Source organism: Chryseobacterium sp. FP211-J200 (genome assembly GCF_001643375.1).
GTDB lineage: Bacteria > Bacteroidota > Bacteroidia > Flavobacteriales > Weeksellaceae > Epilithonimonas > Epilithonimonas ginsengisoli.
In genome coordinates, this window is record NZ_LSHB01000078.1 from 1 (window position 1) to 21,115 (window position 21,115).

The 21,115-nt window shown below is 38.3% G+C and carries 18 protein-coding genes; 7 read left to right on the top strand and 11 right to left on the bottom strand.

Going from position 1 to position 21,115, the window contains the following annotated elements; translation table 11 throughout:
* Positions 1–83: 83 nt before the first annotated feature.
* From AXA65_RS18395 to fumC, 3 genes are all read right to left on the bottom strand, one after another.
* Positions 84–413, bottom strand: coding sequence for a DMT family transporter (locus tag AXA65_RS18395; RefSeq protein ID WP_063971508.1), 330 nt, complete (start codon positions 411–413; stop codon positions 84–86).
* Between the two features lie 74 nt (positions 414–487).
* Positions 488–1,048: a Crp/Fnr family transcriptional regulator gene (locus AXA65_RS18400; RefSeq protein ID WP_063971509.1), complete on the bottom strand. Its 561-nt coding sequence runs from the start codon at positions 1,046–1,048 to the stop codon at positions 488–490.
* An 84-nt stretch (positions 1,049–1,132) separates the two neighbouring features.
* Positions 1,133–2,527 carry a class II fumarate hydratase gene (gene fumC / locus AXA65_RS18405; RefSeq protein ID WP_063971510.1) on the bottom strand — a complete coding sequence of 465 codons (1,395 nt, stop codon included), beginning with the start codon at positions 2,525–2,527 and terminating at the stop codon, positions 1,133–1,135.
* A 275-nt stretch (positions 2,528–2,802) separates the two neighbouring features.
* Here fumC and AXA65_RS18410 point away from each other — a divergent pair, with 275 nt between their 5' ends.
* Complete coding sequence (locus AXA65_RS18410) at positions 2,803–3,078, top strand: hypothetical protein (RefSeq protein WP_034973808.1); 276 nt, start codon at positions 2,803–2,805, stop codon at positions 3,076–3,078.
* A gap of 181 nt (positions 3,079–3,259) precedes the next feature.
* Positions 3,260–4,348: a peptide chain release factor 1 gene (gene prfA / locus AXA65_RS18415; protein ID WP_063971511.1), complete on the top strand. Its 1,089-nt coding sequence runs from the start codon at positions 3,260–3,262 to the stop codon at positions 4,346–4,348.
* Positions 4,349–4,396: 48 nt separating this feature from the next.
* Here prfA and AXA65_RS18420 read toward each other — a convergent pair whose 3' ends face one another.
* Together AXA65_RS18420 and AXA65_RS18425 are read right to left on the bottom strand one after the other, a co-directional pair.
* Positions 4,397–4,822 carry a DUF6146 family protein gene (locus tag AXA65_RS18420; RefSeq protein WP_063971512.1) on the bottom strand — a complete coding sequence of 142 codons (426 nt, stop codon included), beginning with the start codon at positions 4,820–4,822 and terminating at the stop codon, positions 4,397–4,399.
* Positions 4,823–5,114: 292 nt separating this feature from the next.
* Complete coding sequence (locus AXA65_RS18425; protein WP_063971513.1) at positions 5,115–6,320, bottom strand: endonuclease; 1,206 nt, start codon at positions 6,318–6,320, stop codon at positions 5,115–5,117.
* A 309-nt stretch (positions 6,321–6,629) separates the two neighbouring features.
* Between AXA65_RS18425 and AXA65_RS18430 the strand changes: the two genes are divergently transcribed.
* Together AXA65_RS18430 and AXA65_RS18435 are read left to right on the top strand one after the other, a co-directional pair.
* Positions 6,630–9,509: a carboxypeptidase-like regulatory domain-containing protein gene (locus AXA65_RS18430; protein WP_063971514.1), complete on the top strand. Its 2,880-nt coding sequence runs from the start codon at positions 6,630–6,632 to the stop codon at positions 9,507–9,509.
* Between the two features lie 13 nt (positions 9,510–9,522).
* Positions 9,523–10,938, top strand: coding sequence for a DUF5689 domain-containing protein (locus AXA65_RS18435; RefSeq protein ID WP_086048274.1), 1,416 nt, complete (start codon positions 9,523–9,525; stop codon positions 10,936–10,938).
* Between the two features lie 54 nt (positions 10,939–10,992).
* On the opposite strand, the gene AXA65_RS18440 is transcribed toward AXA65_RS18435, so the two are convergent.
* From AXA65_RS18440 to AXA65_RS18455, 4 genes are all read right to left on the bottom strand, one after another.
* Complete coding sequence (locus AXA65_RS18440; RefSeq protein WP_063971515.1) at positions 10,993–11,586, bottom strand: DUF4126 domain-containing protein; 594 nt, start codon at positions 11,584–11,586, stop codon at positions 10,993–10,995.
* 97 nt (positions 11,587–11,683) lie between these two features.
* Positions 11,684–12,058, bottom strand: a complete 375-nt coding sequence (gene rnpA / locus AXA65_RS18445) for a ribonuclease P protein component (RefSeq protein ID WP_063971516.1) — start codon at positions 12,056–12,058, stop codon at positions 11,684–11,686.
* A gap of 8 nt (positions 12,059–12,066) precedes the next feature.
* Positions 12,067–12,792, bottom strand: coding sequence for a ThiF family adenylyltransferase (locus tag AXA65_RS18450; RefSeq protein ID WP_063971517.1), 726 nt, complete (start codon positions 12,790–12,792; stop codon positions 12,067–12,069).
* Positions 12,785–13,408: a TatD family hydrolase gene (locus tag AXA65_RS18455; RefSeq protein ID WP_063971518.1), complete on the bottom strand. Its 624-nt coding sequence runs from the start codon at positions 13,406–13,408 to the stop codon at positions 12,785–12,787. Before AXA65_RS18455 ends, AXA65_RS18450 begins: the two co-directional genes overlap by 8 nt.
* A gap of 144 nt (positions 13,409–13,552) precedes the next feature.
* Between AXA65_RS18455 and AXA65_RS18460 the strand changes: the two genes are divergently transcribed.
* Positions 13,553–14,182 (top strand): TetR/AcrR family transcriptional regulator, encoded by a 630-nt coding sequence (locus AXA65_RS18460; protein WP_063971519.1) that lies wholly within the window; start codon positions 13,553–13,555, stop codon positions 14,180–14,182.
* Between the two features lies 1 nt (position 14,183).
* On the opposite strand, the gene AXA65_RS18465 is transcribed toward AXA65_RS18460, so the two are convergent.
* Entirely contained in the window at positions 14,184–15,326 is a 1,143-nt protein-coding gene (locus AXA65_RS18465; protein WP_063971520.1) for a serine hydrolase domain-containing protein, read from the bottom strand.
* Between the two features lie 85 nt (positions 15,327–15,411).
* Between AXA65_RS18465 and AXA65_RS18470 the strand changes: the two genes are divergently transcribed.
* A complete protein-coding gene (locus tag AXA65_RS18470) occupies positions 15,412–16,653 on the top strand; it encodes a DUF445 domain-containing protein (protein WP_063971556.1) in 1,242 nt (413 codons plus the stop codon).
* An 82-nt stretch (positions 16,654–16,735) separates the two neighbouring features.
* On the opposite strand, the gene AXA65_RS18475 is transcribed toward AXA65_RS18470, so the two are convergent.
* Entirely contained in the window at positions 16,736–18,403 is a 1,668-nt protein-coding gene (locus AXA65_RS18475) for a DUF6909 family protein (RefSeq protein ID WP_063971521.1), read from the bottom strand.
* A 349-nt stretch (positions 18,404–18,752) separates the two neighbouring features.
* Between AXA65_RS18475 and AXA65_RS18480 the strand changes: the two genes are divergently transcribed.
* Positions 18,753–20,951, top strand: a complete 2,199-nt coding sequence (locus AXA65_RS18480; protein ID WP_063971522.1) for a glutamine synthetase III — start codon at positions 18,753–18,755, stop codon at positions 20,949–20,951.
* Positions 20,952–21,115 lie beyond the last annotated feature (164 nt).

The following is a 21,115-nucleotide window of genomic DNA, read 5'->3' on the forward strand; positions in this document are numbered from 1 at the left end:
TTATCCCGAACTCAGGTTAATTAAGAAAGAAAAATTAATAATTAAAATAAAAAATGCCGCAGAATTTCTGAGGCATTTTTATATTAGTGAGAAGAAACGGCCTTCAGTCCAATGATAGAGCCAATCAAGGTGAAAATGAAAAACATGCGCCAAAATGTTACCGGTTCTTTGAAGATGAAGACCCCAACCAAAACGGTTCCCACAGCGCCAATTCCCGTCCAGACTGCGTAAGCTGTTCCAAGCGGGAGACTTTGCGTTGCTTTCATCAGCAAAACCATACTGAGGATGAGCGAAACCAAGAATCCACTGTACCAAAGATAAGACTCGGTGCCGCTAGTTTCTTTGGCTTTTCCCAGACAAGAGGTGAATCCGACTTCAAAAAGTCCTGCGATGATCAAAATAATCCAATTCATTTTATTAATAATTTCAAGACTGCAAAGTTCACTTTTGAAACTCGAAAAGTTTTATACAAATGATAAAAAAGACATTAAATTTCTGCCCGGATCCTGCTTAAACTCACTTGTGTGATCCCAAGAAATGAAGCAATGTAGCCAAGCTGAACTCTTTGCAGAATCTCAGGTTGTTCGCGCAAAAGTTCCAAATAACGTTGCGACGCTGTTCGGAATTGTCTGGAAATGAAGAGTTCTTCGGTTTTTACCAATTCTTTTTCAGCCAGTTTTCTTCCCCAATTTGCGATGTGAATATCCGTTTCAAAAAGTTCCCTGAGAGATGCTATTTCCAATTGATACAAAACCGAATCTTCCAGAAGTTGGATATTTTCATAATTATTATCATTCCCGACATAACTTTTCATCGGCAAAACCACATCACCTTCCTTGCCAAACCAAAATGTAACATCTTGATTTTCTTGAGGAACGAAAGCTCTTACAATTCCTTTTTTAATAAAATAAATGGTTTTTTCCAATTTTCCGGCTTTGATGATAATGCTGTCCTTCGGAAACTCTATCTCAGAGATCAAAGTCTGTAAAACTGATTTTGAGCGTTCTGGAAGTGGAAATATTTGGTCAAGAATTGTATCGATATTCATCAACGAAATTTAATAAAAATAAAAACTCCGAGAAAATTGCCTCGGAGTTTGTCTATTACTTTTTTTTGTCTAAAAGTCTATTTTCTATTTAAGACTTCCAACCATATCTTCTGGTTTCACCCATTCGTCAAATTGTTCTGCTGTCAAAAGTCCAAGGTTTACGGCTTCTTCTTTCAAAGTTGTGCCGTTTTTGTGAGCCGTTTTAGCAATTTTCGCTGCATTTTCGTAACCGATGTGCGTGTTAAGCGCTGTCACCAACATCAAAGATTTGTCAACCAATTCCTTGATTCTCGGTTCGTTTGGCTCGATTCCAACCGCACAATGGTCATTGAATGAGATCATAGAATCTGCCAACAACTGTGCAGACTGCAAGAAATTGTAAGCCATCACTGGTTTGAAAACGTTCAGTTCGTAATTTCCTTGCGTTCCTGCAAAAGAAATTGTTGTGTCGTTTCCAAGAACTTGCGCGCAAACCATTGTAATCGCTTCGTTCTGAGTAGGATTCACTTTTCCTGGCATAATAGAAGAACCTGGTTCGTTTTCCGGAATGTGGATCTCGCCAATTCCAGATCTTGGTCCAGAAGCCAGAAGTCTGATGTCCTGAGCAATTTTATAAAGAGAAACCGCCAATTGCTTCAAAGCGCCGTGAGATTCAACAATACCGTCGTGCGCTGCCAAAGCTTCAAATTTATTAGGAGCCGTTACAAAAGGATGTCCAGTGAAGTCTGCAATATATTTCGCTACCAAAACGTCATAGCCTTTCGGTGTATTTAGTCCGGTTCCAACTGCAGTTCCACCAAGAGCCAATTCCTTCAAGTGGTCCAAAGTATTGTTGATTGCTTTTTTCGCATAATCCAATTGCGCAACATAACCAGAAAATTCCTGTCCAAGCGTCAAAGGCGTTGCATCCATCAGGTGCGTTCTTCCGATTTTCACGATATTCTGGAATTTCTTCGCTTTCTCGTCAAGTGTATTTCTCAATTTTTCCAAAGCAGGCAAAGTCTCTTTTACCACTTTCGTATAAGCTGCGATGTGCATTGCCGTTGGATAAGTGTCGTTGGAAGACTGAGATTTGTTCACATCGTCATTCGGGTGAACCAGAGTTTTCTCACCAAGATTTCCACCGTTCAAAACATGAGATCTGTTGGCAACCACTTCGTTCACGTTCATGTTGGATTGTGTTCCAGAACCTGTTTGCCAGATCACAAGTGGAAATTGGTCATACAATTTACCTTCAAGGATCTCATCGCAAACTTTCCCGATCAGGTCTCTTTTTTCATTGTCAAGAACGCCTAATTCTGCATTCGTATAAGCAGCGGCCTTCTTTAGATAAGCAAATGCATCGATGATCTCGCGAGGCATACTTCCTTCCGGCCCGATTTTGAAATTATTTCTGGAACGCTCCGTCTGTGCACCCCAAAATTTATCTGCAGGCACCTGCACGTCGCCCATTGTGTCTTTTTCGATTCTGAAACTCATTATATTATATTTATTTATTTTTAGGAGCTTGATCCCGTTTTCCGCTATTACTCCTCACTCCAAGGCTTTTCCCAAGGCCAGTTCCGGGGTAACCGCTGCAATCGGGGCTAGGGAATTGGTCTTTTTTATCCAACTTTTCCAACCAACTTGACATTGATTTTTCCAACCTTACGAAATTACTAAAAACTAAAAGTTCAGCAAAATGAAAAAAATCAAGTCAGAAATTTTGTGAGTTTTGGTAAAATCATCTACTTTTGCTAAAAATATATAGCATTATGATGTTATCAGCATTCTGGCCGGTTTACCAATTCCTTTGGACCATTTATTTCTTCACAATGATGATTTGTGGATTTTGGTGTATTTTGATGTTCTTCGGATTCATCGTACCACTTTGGTTAACAGAAGGTGTAGCGGAATATTTTGGGAAGATCAACAAGAACTTCGACCCAGAAAAGATCAGATACAAAAAGCTTTATGAGCAAGAAGGTGTAGAGGTGATCTACCAAAGACCTGCAGGTGAAAAACCAGTAAGCCACGGTCACCACCATTAATTTGGCAATTTTCTTTTCGTGAGAGATTGCACTCAAAGCGAAACAATATATATTTAAATCCATTCTTTTTTAAGAGTGGATTTTTCTTTTGACAAAACTTTTTTCTTCAATCTCAAGTCTTGATTCTTGCCTCTTTTTTCTTGATTCTTAATTCCGTATCTTTGCACTTTAAAAATTTAATATGTCCAAGTCATTAATTCCAAAACTGGAAGCGATAAAACAACGATATAATGAGGTCGCGGATCTTATCATCCAACCAGATGTGATCACTGACCAAAAAAGATATTCCACACTCAACAAAGAATACAGCGATCTGGGAAAGATCGTGAAAGTATTTGATGAATATAAAGGTGCCATAGACACGATTGCAGAATCCGACGAGATCATTGCGGACGGTTCTGACAAAGAATTTGTAGAAATGGCGAAGCAGGAGAAGTATGAAGCAATGGACAAACTGCCTGAATATGAGGAGCAACTTAAGTTCCTTCTAATTCCGAAAGATCCAACCGATGACAAAAACGTGATCGTGGAACTTCGTGCTGGAACAGGTGGTGATGAGGCGGCAATCTTCGTGGAAGATGTTTACAGAGCTTATGCAATGTATTTCAAAACCAAAGGTTGGAAACACGAGATCACAGATTCCAGCGAGTCAACCAAAGGTTATAAAGAATTGATCCTAAAAATAGAAGGCGACGGCGTTTACGGCATTATGAAATTTGAATCCGGCGTTCACCGTGTACAGCGTGTTCCTGAAACAGAATCTCAAGGTCGTGTTCATACATCAGCAATTACGATTGCCGTTTTACCAGAAGCAGAGGAAATCGATTTTGAATTGAATCCTGCAGATATTGAGATGCAGACATCACGTTCTGGTGGAGCTGGTGGACAAAATGTTAACAAGGTAGAAACGAAAGTTCAATTGACACACAAGCCGTCTGGTATGGTTGTGGTTTGTCAGCAAGCCCGTTCTCAGTTGGCTAACCGTGAATTGGCAATGGAAATGCTTCGTACGAAATTATACGATATCGAGGTTCAAAAATCAGTTGGCGATATTGCAGCGCAACGTAAATCAATGGTTTCTACAGGTGACCGCTCGGCAAAGATCAAAACGTACAACTATCCGCAAGGAAGGGTGACGGACCACAGGATCAACAAATCGATGTACAATCTGGATGCTTACATGAATGGCGATATTTCTGAGATGATCGACGCTGTGATCATGGCGGAAAATGCTGAGAAATTAAAAGGTGAAGAAGAGGGAATTTCTTAAGATTCTCAATTTATATAAAATAAAAGACTGCAAATTTGCAGTCTTTTTCTATTTTAACTTATCAATTCCTCTCAGTCCATTAAATTGGATTCCGTATTTCCAATTGCAGTAAGCGAAGAATTGGTACATTCTGTACTCGAACTCAAAACCGTAATTTTCTTTTGGGTCATAATCGATGGCGACTTCATAAAAATTCCGATTGGTACCAGAATAGAATCTGGAATTCCATTCGGTGACCAAAATTGTGTTTCGGGATTTCAGACTGGATTCTGTGAACATGGATCGTGGTTGCGCTCGTGATGCGACAAAGGTTTCGTACTCGGCATCGAAAACGGTGATTTCCCACTCGTCGGCAGAATCTGTTTTCTTCTGAGTGGCGATGGACGGTTTTTGGTCTTCTGCTCGCGGTTTTTTATTTGTAACACAAGACCAAATGAATACAGAAATTATGGTGAGGATGATGAAGTTTTTCATTTTTGTAATTTTTATTTTCTCGCAAATTTTTGCAGCTTTTTTTGAGATACTTTTTCAAAATCTAAGTTGGTCTAAGTTACATAAGTTATTTTAAAGTTGGTTTTGGAACGTGGAATCTCTCGCAGCCCGAGCTGAGTGGAGCTCATTTTTTTGTAAGGGGAAAGCTTTGGCAAAAAATAGCGGGAACGGAGCGCGGAAAAAGCTGCCCAAAAAATTATTGGACTATTACTTAAACAAAAAAACCGTTCCAGAGATTGAAACGGTTTGTATCAGTTTGATTTTGTATTAATTCTTACGGCGTCGGATCTTTCTGCAGGATCACAAACGCAGGAAAGTGGTCGGAATATCCGCCTGTGAACTGGTCGCCATTCCACGAACGGAACGGATAACCTTTGTAGTTTCCTTCTTTGTTGACCAAATAAGCTGGTGCATAAATTTCGGCTTTGAAGACCGTATAATCTTTTCTCACTTCTTTGTTTGGTGAATATAAATTAGACGAAACGATGATCTGATCGAACAAGTTTGGTGAATCTTGATAAGCCAAAGATGCCACACCGTTTTTATATAACGGATACATCAGATTGAGATAAGGTGTACTTTCTGACAGGTCTTTTGGATTGCCTGCTGCTTTCAAATAATTTTTTAAACTCGGACTGATCGGATCATCATTGAAATCTCCCATTGCGAACATCTTAGTGGAAGGGTCCAACGCTTGTACACTGTCCATCTGTTGTTTCAAGATTGTAGCTGCTGCATTCCTTTTTGGAAGGGAAGCTGCTTCGCCACCTCTTCTGGATGGCCAGTGGTTTAGGAAGAATGCCACTTTCTCATTGTCTAGGAAACCTGTCAATACTACAATATCTCTTGTGTATTCTCTTTTACCTTCGCTGCCGAAGATCTTTACTTCTTTTTTCCAAGATTTGGATGGCGTGAATCTTCTTTTTTGATAGATGAAGCCAACATCGATTCCTCTGTAGTCATAAGAGTTGAAGTGAACTACGCCATAATCATATTTTGCAATAGCTGGTTCTTTTACAAGGTCTTCCATCACCTGACGATTCTCTACCTCTATCAAACCTACGACAACAGGTGCTGTATTCGTGTAGGCTTTTCCCATTTCTGAGATCACTTTCGCCTCGTTCTCCAATTTTTGCTTGTAGATCTTGTAGTTGTAATTTTTACCGCTTTTCGGGGTAAACTCCTCAGAACCACCTTGGATTCTCACTACTTTTTTACCTTTAAGTGCTCCATCATTCCAAGGTCCAGCATAATCTTTATCTGTAACTTCAAGATATTTCACGGAATCCAAAGGTATGCTTCTGTGGAAAGCAGGGTTGCTTATGTCTTTGGTGCCATCTATGTAATCAGCAGAACGAATGGTGTCCCAGAGATTTTCGACATTCAGAAATCCTACGGTAGCAGCGCGTACTTGTTTCTTTTGCTGTGCAGATAATAAGGAGATGCTAAAAATAGCTATCAAGCGTAAAATATGTTTCATAAGTAGATTTTATTGTTTTTTTATAGTCTTATGGTATCGCTGAAAATTCTAACAACATGTGAGTTTTCCAAACCACGGCGATTTCATAAATAAAATATGTAAGGCTACAAAAGTAATTTTTTTTGCTTTGTCGCAAAATAAAAATTTCAAGTTTTTGATAATTGACAGTAAGGTTGCAAATAATTGATGATTTGTTAAAATAAATAAAATGTTAAAAAGTATTAATTATAGAAAATTTATTTACATTTGCCTTCCGTGTATAACGGACTGTATATTAGAAAAAAAGAGCAAACAAAACCTAATTGATTTATGATTAAAAAACTATCATTAATCTCCTTATTCACAATGCTTCCAGCATCATTTTATTATGCACAGACGACTGTTTTTGCATACCTGAAAGATGCTGATGGGAAACCCGTGGAAAAAGCACAAGTGGATCTAAAAGGAGAAGGTAATAGTGTTTCGGCAGACAAAATTGGATATTTCCAGTTTGTAGATTTGAAAACCGGACATTATCAGATTGTGGTATCAAAATCCAATTTCGAAACGAAAACTTTGGAATTTGACATCACCACAGAAAAGAAAAAAGACTTAGGGGTAATCACCCTTTATTCTTCTTTAACAGGGGCTGACCAAGGGCTTGCAATCCTTGATAATGGCGACGATGAAGGAGGTAGCCAGTCTTCAACGGTTGGATTATTGCAATCTTCCCAAGATGTTTTCAACAGAATTGCAAGTTTTGACCTTGGCGCTTACTGGTTCAGACCAAGAGGTGTTGACGGGCGAACTTCTGAAAACATGTTGAATGGTGTTTCTATGGTGAAATCTGATAATGGAAATGTCGATTTCTCTAACTGGGGAGGACTTAATGAAATCGTAAGATATCCAGAGATCTCTGCTAACCACGCACCTTCAGAATATGCATTTGGTGGGTCAAGTGGTGTGGTCTATAAAAATACAAAAGCCAGCGAATACAGAAAAGGATTCCAGGCAGTATACTCTATTACTAATAGAAATTACAGACAAAGAGTCTCTTTGAGATATTCTTCTGGAATGTCAAAAAGTGGATGGGCATTCACCTTAATGGGTGCTAAAAGATGGGCAGAAGAAGGTATCCAAGATGGAACTTTCTATGATGCTTATGGAACGTATTTAGGCGTTGAGAAAAAGTTCAGTGACAGTCATACCATGACTTTCAATGCATTTGCATCGCCATACAGAAGATCTACTTCTAGTCCAAGCACACAAGAAGTCTATGACTACAGAGGTGTACATTACAACTCTTATTGGGGATGGCAAGATGGTGAGAAAAGAAGTGAAAGAGTTAGAAAAGGTTTCCAACCAATCTTCCAATTGCAGGATTTTTGGAAAATCAATAAAAAATCAAACCTTTGGACGTCTCTTTCTTATCAATTTGGAAAAGACAAAGGTTCTAGGCTAGATTGGCAAAGTGTACCAAATCCTTCTCCTACATATTACAGAAACTTACCAAGTTATTTCGGATCTTTGAATCCAGATGCTTTCACTTGGGATCCTGTTTCGGGTAACTATCTTGCTGCAGGTGATGCCTACCAAACTTCGAAAACAGCTTGGGAAAATGGAGATCCAAATGTAACTCAGATCAATTGGAATAGATTGTATGCTGCTAATATAGGTCAAGATCCTGTCAATCAATACGGTGTAACTGGGAAAAGAGCATTGTACTATCTTGTAAACGATGTAAGTGATGATAAAGTTTGGAATGCAGCTACGCATTACACTTACAACTTTACAGACAAGTCGAAATTTATGTTAAATATCTCTTATCAGAACTACAGATCGGAGCTTTATAGAGAAGTTAATGACTTGTTAGGAGCAGATTTTGTTTTGAACAGAGACCCTTTTGCTGCGACAAATAATCCTGGAACGTCTGCTTTATATAATGAAGGAGAGACCAATGTTGCTAAAAAAGAAGGAGACAGATTGCTTTATAATTATATCTTCAGAAGACAGGAAGTTAAAGTGAATCCTGGTTTCAAATTCTCAGAAGGTAAATTCGATGTTTTTGTATCAGGTCTTGCAGGTTATTCAACTTCTAGCAGAGAAGGATTGTTCAAGCATTATTTATATGCAGATTCATTCGGGAAAAGTAAAGATTATGAATTCTGGAATTTCGGTTTGAAAGGTCAGATCATCTATAAAATAAATGGAAGAAACTTCTTAGTTTATAACGGTAGCTACTTCTCACAAGCACCATATTTGGAAGATCTTTTCATCAACCCAAGACTTAATGCATCTGTTGCTCCTAATATCAAGAATACGGTAGTTAATGCAAATGACTTGAGCTATGTGATCAATTCTCCACTATTCAAGATCAGGGCATCCGTATTTTTAATTGATACTCAGAATGAAACAAATGTTCAGAGATTTTTCGCCGATGGTATCCAGATCGATAATTCTATCACTGGAGGTACAACAGATTCCAATACCGGTGGACAATATATTCAGAGTGCCTTTGTAACTCAGGTGATGTCCAATGTAGAGAAAAGAAATCTGGGTGCTGAACTTGGAGTTGACTTCAAAGTATTACCGACATTGTCTCTGCAAGGTGTTGCTAGTTACGGCCAATATACTTACCGTAATGATCCGAATGTTTACTTTGCATCTGATGCGATCGGGGTTTTTGGAAATGGACAGTCCTTCGTGCAATTCGGAAAATCAAATCTTAAAGATTACAAACAAGGCGGAACACCTCAGATGGCATTCTCCGCTGGATTCAGATACAGCTCTCCAAAATACTGGTGGGTTGGGGCAAACTGGAACTATTTGGATAACAATTATCTAGACCCTTCTGCTTTGCTAAGATCACAAAGTTTTATACAAAACAGTAACTCTGGTACACCTTACGCAAATGTGGATGATGCTGAATTGAGAAGACTTTTGGCACCAAACAAACTACCTGCTGCTTATTTCATCAATGCAAATGTTGGTAAGTCTTGGTTGATGGGCAAATATTATTTATTGATCTCTGCGAGTGTAAATAATATTTTTGACAATACTAAATATATTACAGGAGGTTTTGAGCAAACTAGAAACGTTAAGTTTGATGGCTTCCAGGAGGATTTTAATAGAAGTCAAACATTATTCGGTCCTAAGTATTGGTTTACACAAGGGCGTTCCTATTTCGTGAATTTACAAGTAAGATTTTAAAAAATTAAAAAAAATGAAAACATATACAACAATCAAAACATTGGTTTTCTCTGCAATTGTTGCAACAACCTTTACTTCGTGCGTCAAAGATGATGACTGGAACGCTCCAGAAATCCTGTGCAATAATAGATTCGACGCACCAACTACTGAAATGGCAGCTTTTGCAGCTTTAGCACCAACAACTGGAACGTATAAAGTTCCTGCAGATGGAGCACCAGTAATTTTTGATGCCTATGTGGTGTCTTCTGATGAAAGTGGTAACTTTTACAAAACGATTTCATTCCAAGATAAACCCGAGAATCCTACTGTAGGTTTACAGATGGAAGTTGATAAAGCTTCCAACTATGCAGATTTCCCGGTGGGAGCACATATACGTATAAAAGCAAACGGATTAGTTTTAGGATTAGATAGAGGGACTGTCAAAATTGGATCTATTGATCCGACATATCCTATCGGAAGAATCCCAAGTATCCTTTTAACCAGATATCTTGCTGGTGTTTGTAATGGAGAAAACAGAATGGATATAGCTACATTGGTGCCTACTAAAATTGCAACTTTAAACTTAGCAAAACAATCAAAGTATATAAATACACTAGTTCAGGTTTCTGATGTACAGTTTAAGTTAGATGATCCAACAAAACCATACACCTATATTAGCTATACCGCAGGAGTTGGACAAAATACAGATAGAGATATCGAGGGTAAAAATGGAAATACCACTGTAATTAGAAATTCTGGTTTTTCTACATTTGGTTCTACATTAGTTCCTACAAAAAGTGGTGATTTGACCTTTGTCGTTAGCAGATATGACTCTAACTGGCAAATGTTAATAAGAGGAACTTCAGATGTTAATTTTAATAATGATAGATTTCCATCAGGAGATCCAAACACTCCAGATGATCCTTCGTCGACAGCGGTTAATCTTTTCGCTGGATCGGATTTTGAAAACTGGGCTACTTTTATTGGTAGTGTAAATAGTTTTGGAATCAAGCAGCCTCTTGCGCAAGGTGTTGGGCTTGGTTTAAATGGAAGCAATTCTGCACAAATTAAAGGAACAGCTGCTGGTAATGATTATTTGTTTACAGCAATAGCTCCAGCAGGTTTGCCAGCTAGTCCAAAAAGAATTACCTTTTATATTAAAGGAACATCGACTGGAAAATCACTTTCATTAAATGTTTACAGAACTTCAGGCTCACCAGCATACTACACCTATAATTTGTTGAATTTTACGAAAAGTTCTATCATTGATGTTTCTGATGCTAATGATTATAGAGGTGCAATTGATACAAAAGGAGAATGGATGCTTGTAGAAATTAATTTAGCAGGCGCGCCACTTATCAATTTGACTGCAGGCAAAGATATCTTCGCAATCAAAACCGGTTCTGCGGGAGTATATGATATTAATATTGATAATATCAAAATAGAATAATAAAGGGATTTATTAAAAACCGAAAAAGACCGCACATCGCGGTCTTTTTTTATTTCAAAATATCCCAGAATTCTGCGTTTTCATTTTCCGCCACAGCTTCCGCCCAAAAAATAAAACCAGAATTATTAGTGCAATCGCCAAAATAAAAGCGATCACAGGAAGAAAGATAGAAAGAACAGACATCAATCCTGCTCCGGCTGTTTCCGTTGTTGCTACAAGGTTATTTCCAATTCCGCCCGTTGTAGCCGTTGAGGCAGCACGAGTTCCTGCGAATCCCGACGCGATGGTCGCAGCAGTTCCACCACCAGCGATCAATGCCAAAGCCCATTGCGGAAAAGTTCCCAGCTCCATAAACTGACTGGCAAACAAAACGGATCCAGCAATTGTCGCCAAAGGAATGGATAAAGTATCAAGGAAATTATCAACTACTGGAATATAATAGGCAAGAACTTCTATCAAAGTCGCAGCGCCTGTGGTAATAAGAGTCGGTAATCCAGATAGCCATTCGAAGTTGTCACCCATTGGGATCCAACCGAAATAGGAAGCCAGGCTCACAGCAAATAATGGTAAGAAAACACGGAAACCAGAAGCCGCAGCCAATCCAATTCCGATAAAAGTACTTAATAGATAGGGTAAGATATCAGCCATTTGTAATTTTGTTTGAGAATAAAATTACAAATAAAAACAGATGCAAAGTCAGTATCAGTTAAAATCTAACTTCTAATATCTCACATCTAGCTTCTCTTTAAGATTCAGATTTCTTTTTGCAGAGATTCAAAAATTGTTTTTCCACCACAGAAAAATTCTCCGGCATTTCCTTTGAGGCCCAGAAAAGCATCACAATCGATCTTTCTTTGAAAGCCTCTAGGTAGATTGCCTTGTTTAATCGGTAAGATTCTCTTAGTAAGCGTTTTATGCGGTTTCTATCTACGGCTTTTTTGAAAAATTTCTTACCTACAGAAACACCAACTCTATGATTGGGAACCGAAAAACTATCGGTAGATTTGATATGAATAACTCGAATATTGTCCACGGTCAGCCATTTACCTTTCTTAAAAAGATGGTCGATCTCGGATTTTCTTTTCAGTTTTTCGTGTGTGGGGAAACTGTTTATTTTCATCGGAAAAATTATTCTTTTCCGGTTAAGTAATTAATGACTTCAGCCGCAGCATACAATCCGAATATCGCAGGAATAAAACTGATCGTTCCATAAAAAGACCTTTTGAAATTAGTTCCATCTGTCATTTTTAAGCTTTCTTCATCTTGCAATTCGGTAGAAAAAACACAACGGAAACCTTTGTCGATCTTCTCTTTTTTGAGACGTTTTCTTACTTGTCTTGCAAGCAGGCAATTGTTGGTTTTATGGATGTCTCGCACCATCACTTTGCTTGGGTCAGATTTTCCGCCTGCTCCCATGGATGAAACGAGTTTGGTCTTACTCCTTCTGCAAGCGATGATCAAAGCAATTTTTGGTGTCAAAGAATCAATACAGTCCAAAACGTAATCGAATTTTTCTGATCGAATGAGCTCGTTCATTCTTTCCGGCTCCAGAAACTCATTAAGTTTAGTCAGGTCAAGTCTTGGATTGATGTCCATCAAACGGTCTCCAACCAAATCAACTTTGTGCTGTCCAATCGTAGAATGAAGCGCCGGTAATTGACGATTGATATTGGTAATGTCAACCACATCGCCATCCACGATCACCATTTTTCCAATGCCGGCTCTCGCCAAAAATTCTGCTGCGAAAGAGCCAACGCCACCCAATCCAACCACCAAAACTTTAGCATTTTGAAGTTTTTCGATGCCATCTTCCTTGATCAATAATTCAGTGCGTTCCAGCCAAAATTTATCCATGCCTAACTATATTATCCAGATTTTCCCACATTTGGTCTTTTAGATTTTCCAAAGAAATTGATCTGATCTCAGCCACTTTTTCATAAAGTTCACTAATTTCAAAATCAGAATCATCGGTTTCCAAAAAAAAACTTCTGATGGGAATGTTTTTAATTGTATTCTGCAAAGGTAAGTGATCTAGTGCTGCTTTTCCAAAACTGAGGTAAAAGCCTGCGTCCAGAAGTTCTTGTGCAATATTTTCTTTCTTATTGAAACCGTGAATGACCAAAGGGACCTTTGCTGTTTTATAATGTAAAATTTGAGAAAAACGTCTTACACAGTGGATGATGATGGGTTTTTTGATTTCTTCTGCCCAATTGATGTGTGCCTGGAAGATTTCATTTTGAAGTTTCTCATCGATATCGATCAATCCGTCCAATCCACATTCGCCGATGGCCAGGCAATTCTCTGATAGTGAGATCTTTTTTATCGACTCAAGATCTGTTTGCCAATTATCCGTAATGTCTTTTGGATGCAAACCTGCAGAGAATTTTCCCGCTGGAATTTCGTCAGTGAGATTAAGACTGTAAATCCCATTTTTGTTGCGTTGATGATGATGAAAATCCAAAAAATCCATAGTCAAAGATAGGGAATTAAGTTTTTTTGAAATACCGATTTACTGATCGTAATTCTTCGATTTCGAGAATGGAGATCATAACATAATATTCTATTGTAATTAACCAAAATAAGTGTTAAATTTACATTCTATCGTTGAAAATAAATGAAGAAAAAATTTACTGATAAGCAGATAAAGATCCTGGATGTTGCGGAGGAATTGATCGCCAAAAAAGGCTTCGATGGTACTTCTGTGCGCGATATCTGTACCAAGGCCAACATCAATGTGGCGATGATCTCGTATTACTTCGGTTCCAAGGAGAAGATGATGTCCTACCTTTATCAGTACCGTGTTCAGCGAACGAAGGAGAGTTTTTCGGAATTTGCCCAGACGATAAAAGAAGGCAAGCCGGAAATGCAGATGAAGGAGATCATCAACTATATTGTGTCTCTACTTTTCAAATACAGTTATTTTCACGGTTTTGTGACTCAAGAAATTAGAACTCAGGACAACGTAAAAGATGATTTGCTGGAGTTTTATCAGATCTGCGTGGCAAGGTTGGACGATATCGTGAAAAAGGGAATCGTCTCGGGTGTTTTTCACAATGCGCCAAAATCAGAAGATATTCTTACGATGATCATTGGATCTACCTTGTTCGTCATTAGGAATCGTAATTTCTATGAGCTCTACATTCCTGCAACCAACGAGGCGCAGTACATGAAAGAAGCAGAACAGAAATTGAGGAGCAGCATTCTCTTGAGTGTTTTTGCACTCTTGGATTATGATGCAGAATAGTTTATTTCTCTATAAGCTTTAAAGCTTCATTAATGTAAAATTCCACTTCTGCCGGGCGGTTCTTCGAATCTTTTTCAAGGCCTTCTTTGTTGCCAAGTCTTACAATGATCATATCATATTCTGGAATTAGGATGACGTATTGCCCGTAAAGTCCGCGAAGATAATAGTGGTGGATCTTTACGTCATAATTGATCCAGACTCCCAAACCATAAACCCCATTTGATTGTGCCGATGGTGTGATCATATTTTCAACAAATGATTCATCGATCAAAGGCATATTTCCAAATTTCCCTTTGTTAAGAAGTAGAGAACCAAGCTTTGCAAAATCCCGTGCGTTGGATTGGATGCAGCAAAATGCTTTTTCAATTCCAAGGTCATCAGTTGACCATTCCGCATTCTGTTCCATTCCTAAAGGTCTCCAGAGTTTTGCAGAAGCGTAAGTAGCAAGTGGCATTCCCACTGCCCTTCCAACCGCGAGCCCCAAAAGTTGAGTGGCGCCACTTTGATATTCAAATTTTTCTCCCGGATTTTGCTTGAGTTTTTTCTGAAAGACCACGTTTGCCAGTGACGAGCCATAGTAGGCGGCCGCATTGGGGCCAAATGGATTCTTATAATTTTCTTCCCAGTCCAATCCAGCTTCCATAGACGCAAGATTTCCTAAGGTTAGATTTTTCCCAAATTCCTTTTCGGCAATTTCTGGATAGAGGTCGGCAAGCTTCTGATCAATCCCGCTGATGCGCCCATCGTCTATCGCCTTGCCCAAGAGCAAAGCCGTAACTGTTTTCGCCATAGAGAAGGAATTGCTGGCCGTATTTTTCTTGTAGCCATCCCAATAATGTTCCTGCAAAAGTTTCCCATGTTGGATTACCAAGAAAGAAACCGATTCGGTCTCTTTCAGATGTTGTTCCAATTCCGGAGACAGTTTTGTTTTATTATAATTAATGTCTGTCGGCCAAGGTTTTGGGTTACCTCTGGAAATTTTATTTGATGAAAAATATTTTCCGTCATCGATAGTTGAACTGGATTCTCCCTTAAGATAAGTAAGTCTCACACCTTGGAAAAGATAGTTATAACCAGAAATGTAAATGGTCAGAATGATTCCGGCAACTATTAATAAGAATATGTTCAAAGGCTTTTTCAACATTGTAAAATACTTTAATGTAAAAATAAATTTATTTTACTCAAATATCGATAAATTTGTTTGGAATGATTTTCGATTTTTCTTTGCTATGAATGATGAATTAAAAAAACAACAACTCCGGAATCACAAATTGTTAGCAACAGGATTGTTCATCTTGATGGCAGTTGTCTTTGTGGTCATGACAATTCTTCAAAAACAAGATCACGCACATTGGATCGGTTACATCCGCGCGTTTTCCGAAGCGGCAATGGTTGGTGCTTTGGCAGATTGGTTTGCTGTGACGGCGCTTTTCAATTATCCTTTGGGAATCAAAATCCCACATACCAATTTGATCGAGAATTCTAAAGAAAAGATTGGTGATAATCTAGGAAATTTTGTGGTGGAAAACTTTCTTTCGCCTCAAAATATCAGACCATATATTCAGAAACTAAAAGTTTCGGTTTACTTGGGCGAATGGCTTTCAAAAGAGAGAAATCAGACTGTTTTGATCAATGAGTTGTCATCGATTTTAATTAATATCATTAATAAATTGGATGATGAAACGGTCGTGAAATTCATTACAAACAAAGCCGAAGAAATGGCAGATTCAATCAAACTCAATTCTATCATCGGAAACGGAATCGAATATATCCTTAATAAAAACGACCATCAGAGATTAATAACAGGCTTAAGTTCTCAAATCAAAAATTACATTCTGGAAAATCAGCAATTGGTTACGGAAAGAGTAGAAAAGGAGAGTTTCTTCTTCATTCCAAAATCTGTGGATTCTAAAATATCAGAGAAAATTACAAAAGGATTAAGCGACTATTTCCGAGAAGTGGAGGAGGATTTGAAGCATCCATTAAGAACAGAGGTCACGAACAAGATTTTCGAATTTTCAAAAGAACTGAAAGAAGAACCAAAGTGGGAATCGGAATTTGAAAATATCAAGTCAGAGTTTCTGAAAGGCGAAAAACTGAATCAATATTCCAATGACATCTGGCAATCTTTAAAATCATCTTTAATAACAGAATTGACGGATCAGGATTCTAAACTCAAATCTTACATCAAAAAAAATCTGGACGAGTTTGTTTTCAATCTTCAAAACGATGAGCAATTCCAAAACCGAATTGATAGTTGGGTGCGATTAACAGCTTACAAATACATTCTTAAAAACACCAAAGGTTTCGGTGAATTAATAAGCACCACGGTCGGAAACTGGGAAGGAAAAGAACTTAGCCGAAAGCTGGAATTGGAGGTTGGAAAAGATTTGCAGTTTATCCGTATTAACGGAACCATTGTCGGTGGTTTGGTTGGTTTGATAATTTATACGGTTGCACATTTTATATAGATCAATTTATTTTCTCACTTTAGGTTGGAGAACAAATGAATCCAATTGCACAAAAAAGCCTCCGATTGGGAGGCTTTCAATTTTATTTCTGTTCAAGAATTTTCTCGATGATTTTATGTGTGATCATATAAGTTGGTTTCACACCAGTCAGTCCAAGTCCGCCGGAAGATAGTGTACTTCCCGTTTCCAAAGGATTATCCGAAGCATAGTAAGCGTACATCACAAACAGGTCCGGAGAAATGTGATGACGGATTTTGCTCGCTACCTGAATCGCTTTTTGATAATGTGCACCTTCCATTTCCAGTCCGATGGCTTTCCACGAAGTCGTCATAAAGTAAGACAAAATATCTTTGTTTTGAAGCGATGTTCCTAAAACGGTCACCATTGGTCCTTCAAATGCTTTTACTTCATCGTCTACAAAATCTTCGAGTTTCAACGCGTTCTCAAAAGTGTAATTATCTGCAGTTCCTTCGAAGATGTGGGAGGTTGGGATCATGATGTCGCCTTTTCCGCCAGTCAAGATTCCGGCTTTTCCCATAATGGAAACCGATTTCACTTTCATCATATAAACCTCGCCGTTGACTTCGTAAGGTCTTAGTAATTCGTCCATTACCTCAAAAGCTTGTTCTCCAAATGCGTAATCGAAAACCAAGATGACATCGTCACCTTTGAATTTTTGTCCTGCGAAAACCGAGTTTTTGAGTTCAGTCTTAGCAAGGTCGATGATCTGAACGTCTATGTTACTTCCGCTGTGGTCATCGATGTAGATCATTCCTTCTTTCAAAGCGTGGTCTAGAACTTTGGTTTGAAGGTCCTTTTTATTACTAATGTCAGCAAAAAGTTTGTAATCCACTTCTTTCGTTCCTTTTTTATTAAGCGCATCGTTGGCGAACAGCATATTTTTCACAGAGTGCATATTCGCACTGATGATGTGAAGCGGACGCATATGAAGGTTGTTCTCTACCAAAACCTGCTTGATCTTATTAGCCCACTTCTCTCCGAAAAGGTGATGACCAACTCTTTCCTGTAGAATCGATGAGAAATAGATCTCACGTTCGCTGATTTCTTTCCAATCCGTCAAACTTACTTGTCCTAAATAATAGATAATTTTGAACAAACGGTCAGGATTGTTGTCATCACCAAAGCTGTTATAAGCGTTCAAAGTTTCATCGAATGTTCTTCCCAAGAAAGAAGAAAGGTGGATTAACGCGACTTCTTTTTCTTTTCGGCTGTGTTTTTTCTCGCCTTTTGCAACTTCTTCAATGATTTTCCAGATTCTTCTTGGTCTTCCATCTTGGCTGAGGTCAAAACCAATGTTTCTGATTTTATCCGCTTCCAGATATAAGAAGGTAAGGTGGGTCAAAATATCATAGATCTCAGAACGTCCTAAAAGAACTTCGATGTTCATCTGATGTTCATCTATTCTGTAGCAATTTCTACGTCTTTTCTTAGGAACGATCGGTTCAAAACTGCCTTTGTCAAAACCTTCGTCAGACGTTAAATGAATGAAAGAACATTCCTCGATTCCTTCCGGAAGACGGTCAAGAACATAAAGTAAACCGTCCAGCTCTATCTTGTTTGGAATGCTCATACTTCCGTAAATCTCAGGGTTGATGACCATTAAGAGTTTTCTTAATGACTCGCCCGAAACACCTGAAGGTTTGAAAAATCCTCTGTAAAATAAATGTCTCATAGACACGTATAATCTTTCGATAGCCTCTGTGGTTTCTCTTGCTCTTGAATTTGCCATATATTAAAATTTTTATAAAAGTCTGCGAAGTTACGAAATTTAATTTAAATAATTAATTTGTTGATTTTCAATTGTTTGTTTGTGTATTTTGTAAATCTAAAATTGGTCTTTAAAATTAATCTTTCTCTCTAATACTAAGAAATGATTCTCAAAATAAATTTTATTCATATTTCGATAACAATAATAAAACATAGTGTTTTTTATTTTTAATTCAATCAGTGTTGATTTTAATGGGGTCAATTAAAGATTAAAATTTAAATCATATTGAACCAGCTGTAATTTTTATGGGGTATTTTATTTTGAATTTATATTTTTTGTAAATTTGCCCAGTTTAAAACAACAAACTTTTATGTCAACACTAAGATTTAAAGCTCTGGCAGAACTTCCGTTCAGAAATTACAGAAAAGACAACTCTATTGAAATTCCTGCAAAATTGTCGGAACTATATTGCCAAAACGTTTTCTCAGAAGTTACGATGAGAGAATATTTGACTAAAGAAGCATTCCAATCTATTTTGGACGCCATCAGAAAAGGTGCAAAAATCCCGAGACATATTGCAGACCAGGTTGCAGTTGCGATGAAAGATTGGGCAATGTCGAAAGGTGCAACTCATTATACACACTGGTTTCAACCATTGACAGGCTCTACTGCAGAAAAACACGATTCATTCTTCACGCCGATCGAAGGTGGAAGAGCGATTGAGAGATTCAGTGGCGCATTATTGATCCAACAGGAGCCGGACGCTTCTTCTTTCCCGAATGGCGGAATCAGAAACACGTTCGAAGCAAGAGGATATACAGCTTGGGACCCTACTTCTCCAGCTTTCATCATGGGAACTACACTTTGTATTCCTTCTATCTTTATTTCTTACACTGGTGAAACTTTAGATTATAAAGCACCATTGTTAAGAGCATTGAATGCAGTTGACGAAGCGGCAACCGATGTTTGCAAAGCTTATTTTGATAAAAACGTAACCAAAGTTTCTCCAACGCTTGGTTGGGAACAAGAATATTTCTTGGTTGATACTGCTTTGTATCAATCTCGTCCGGATTTGGTTTTGACTGGAAAAACATTGCTTGGACATTCTCCAGCGAAAGGTCAGCAATTGGACGACCATTATTTTGGGTCGATTCCTACAAGAGTGATGAACTATATGAAGGAATTGGAAATCGAATGTATGAAGTTGGGAATTCCTGTAACCACGCGTCACAACGAGGTTGCTCCAAACCAATTCGAATTGGCGCCAATGTTTGAGGAGGCGAATGTTGCGGTTGACCACAATTCATTATTGATGGACATTATGGCGAGAATTGCGCACAAGCATCACTTCAGTATTTTGTTTCACGAAAAACCATTTGCTGGTGTGAACGGAAGTGGAAAACACAACAACTGGAGTTTGGCGACAGACACTGGCGAAAATCTTTTGAGTCCAGGAAAAAATCCTAAGAAAAACCTTCAGTTCTTGACATTCTTTGTGAATACTTTGAAAGCCGTTCACGATTACGCAGATTTGTTGAGAGCAAGTATTGCCTCAGCGAGCAACGACCACCGATTGGGAGCGAATGAAGCGCCACCAGCAATTATTTCCGCATTCATCGGAAGTCAATTGTTCCGAGTTTTGGAAGAATTGGAAAAAGTAACCGACGGAAAATTATCGCCTGAAGAAAAAACCGATTTGAAACTAAATGTTGTCGGGAAAATTCCTGAGATCCTTTTGGATAATACAGACAGGAACAGAACTTCACCGTTCGCTTTCACTGGAAATAAATTTGAGATCAGAGCAGTTGGTTCTTCTGCAAACTGTGCTGAGGTAATGACTGTGATGAACGTGATTGCTGCAAAACAATTGAAAGTCTTCAAAGTTCAAGTCGATGCTTTGATCGACAAAGGATTGAAAAAAGACGAAGCGATCTTCAATGTTCTTCGTGAATATATTAAGGACTGCAAAAACATTATGTTCGAAGGTGACGGTTATTCCGACGATTGGGCAAAAGAAGCTGAAAAGAGAGGTTTGAATAACTTGAAAACAACGCCTGAAGCTTTAAAACAAGAATTAAATAAAAAATTCGTTGACCTTTACGAAGAATTAGGGATCTATTCTCACAGAGAGTTTGAAGCAAGAAACGAAATTAAATTAGAAAAATATTCTACTGTAATTGACATCGAAGGAAGAGTTTTGGCAGACATCGCAAGAAACCACATCATTCCTGCAGCGCTTAATTATCAAAACAGATTGATTGAGAACGTAAGAGGTTTGAAAGAGATCTTCAGTGAGAAAGAATTCAAAACTTTGGCTAAAGAACAATTGAGTTTGATCTCCCAGATCTCTGAAAACGTTTCCAAGATCAAAGTTGGTGTAGATGACCTACTTGAGGCAAGAGACAAAGCCAAAAACACTTCAGGAAGTCAGGAGCAGGCAGAAGCATATTGTACCAGCGTGATCCCATTATTCGAGGTTGTGAGAGAAGGTTCTGACGCTTTGGAAATGATGGTGGATGATGAGCTTTGGCCAATGACCAAATATAGAGAATTGTTATTCACGAGATAGACAAACTCGAAAACGTTAAAGTATCTTAACTAAAAATAAAAGCGCAAAGTCTAAATAAAGGCTTTGCGCTTTGTTTTTCTTTAACATTCCGTGTAAGACTGTTAAAATATGTTAAACCGAAGAGCTGCCAGTGTGAATTGGGAGACCCTTCCAAGAGTAATGGC

Coding starts and splice junctions, on each gene's coding strand:
- AXA65_RS18465 (WP_063971520.1), bottom strand. CDS start 15,326: ATGTTGAAAAAGCCTTTGAACATATTCTTATTAATAGTTGCCGGAATC.
- AXA65_RS18400 (WP_063971509.1), bottom strand. CDS start 1,048: ATGAATATCGATACAATTCTTGACCAAATATTTCCACTTCCAGAACGC.
- AXA65_RS18450 (WP_063971517.1), bottom strand. CDS start 12,792: ATGGATAAATTTTGGCTGGAACGCACTGAATTATTGATCAAGGAAGAT.
- AXA65_RS18440 (WP_063971515.1), bottom strand. CDS start 11,586: ATGGCTGATATCTTACCCTATCTATTAAGTACTTTTATCGGAATTGGA.
- AXA65_RS18455 (WP_063971518.1), bottom strand. CDS start 13,408: ATGGATTTTTTGGATTTTCATCATCATCAACGCAACAAAAATGGGATT.
- AXA65_RS18420 (WP_063971512.1), bottom strand. CDS start 4,822: ATGAAAAACTTCATCATCCTCACCATAATTTCTGTATTCATTTGGTCT.
- AXA65_RS18425 (WP_063971513.1), bottom strand. CDS start 6,320: ATGAAACATATTTTACGCTTGATAGCTATTTTTAGCATCTCCTTATTA.
- AXA65_RS18460 (WP_063971519.1), top strand. CDS start 13,553: ATGAAGAAAAAATTTACTGATAAGCAGATAAAGATCCTGGATGTTGCG.
- AXA65_RS18475 (WP_063971521.1), bottom strand. CDS start 18,403: ATGGCAAATTCAAGAGCAAGAGAAACCACAGAGGCTATCGAAAGATTA.
- AXA65_RS18435 (WP_086048274.1), top strand. CDS start 9,523: ATGAAAACATATACAACAATCAAAACATTGGTTTTCTCTGCAATTGTT.
- AXA65_RS18470 (WP_063971556.1), top strand. CDS start 15,412: ATGAATGATGAATTAAAAAAACAACAACTCCGGAATCACAAATTGTTA.
- rnpA (WP_063971516.1), bottom strand. CDS start 12,058: ATGAAAATAAACAGTTTCCCCACACACGAAAAACTGAAAAGAAAATCC.
- AXA65_RS18480 (WP_063971522.1), top strand. CDS start 18,753: ATGTCAACACTAAGATTTAAAGCTCTGGCAGAACTTCCGTTCAGAAAT.
- AXA65_RS18410 (WP_034973808.1), top strand. CDS start 2,803: ATGATGTTATCAGCATTCTGGCCGGTTTACCAATTCCTTTGGACCATT.
- AXA65_RS18395 (WP_063971508.1), bottom strand. CDS start 413: ATGAATTGGATTATTTTGATCATCGCAGGACTTTTTGAAGTCGGATTC.
- fumC (WP_063971510.1), bottom strand. CDS start 2,527: ATGAGTTTCAGAATCGAAAAAGACACAATGGGCGACGTGCAGGTGCCT.
- prfA (WP_063971511.1), top strand. CDS start 3,260: ATGTCCAAGTCATTAATTCCAAAACTGGAAGCGATAAAACAACGATAT.
- AXA65_RS18430 (WP_063971514.1), top strand. CDS start 6,630: ATGATTAAAAAACTATCATTAATCTCCTTATTCACAATGCTTCCAGCA.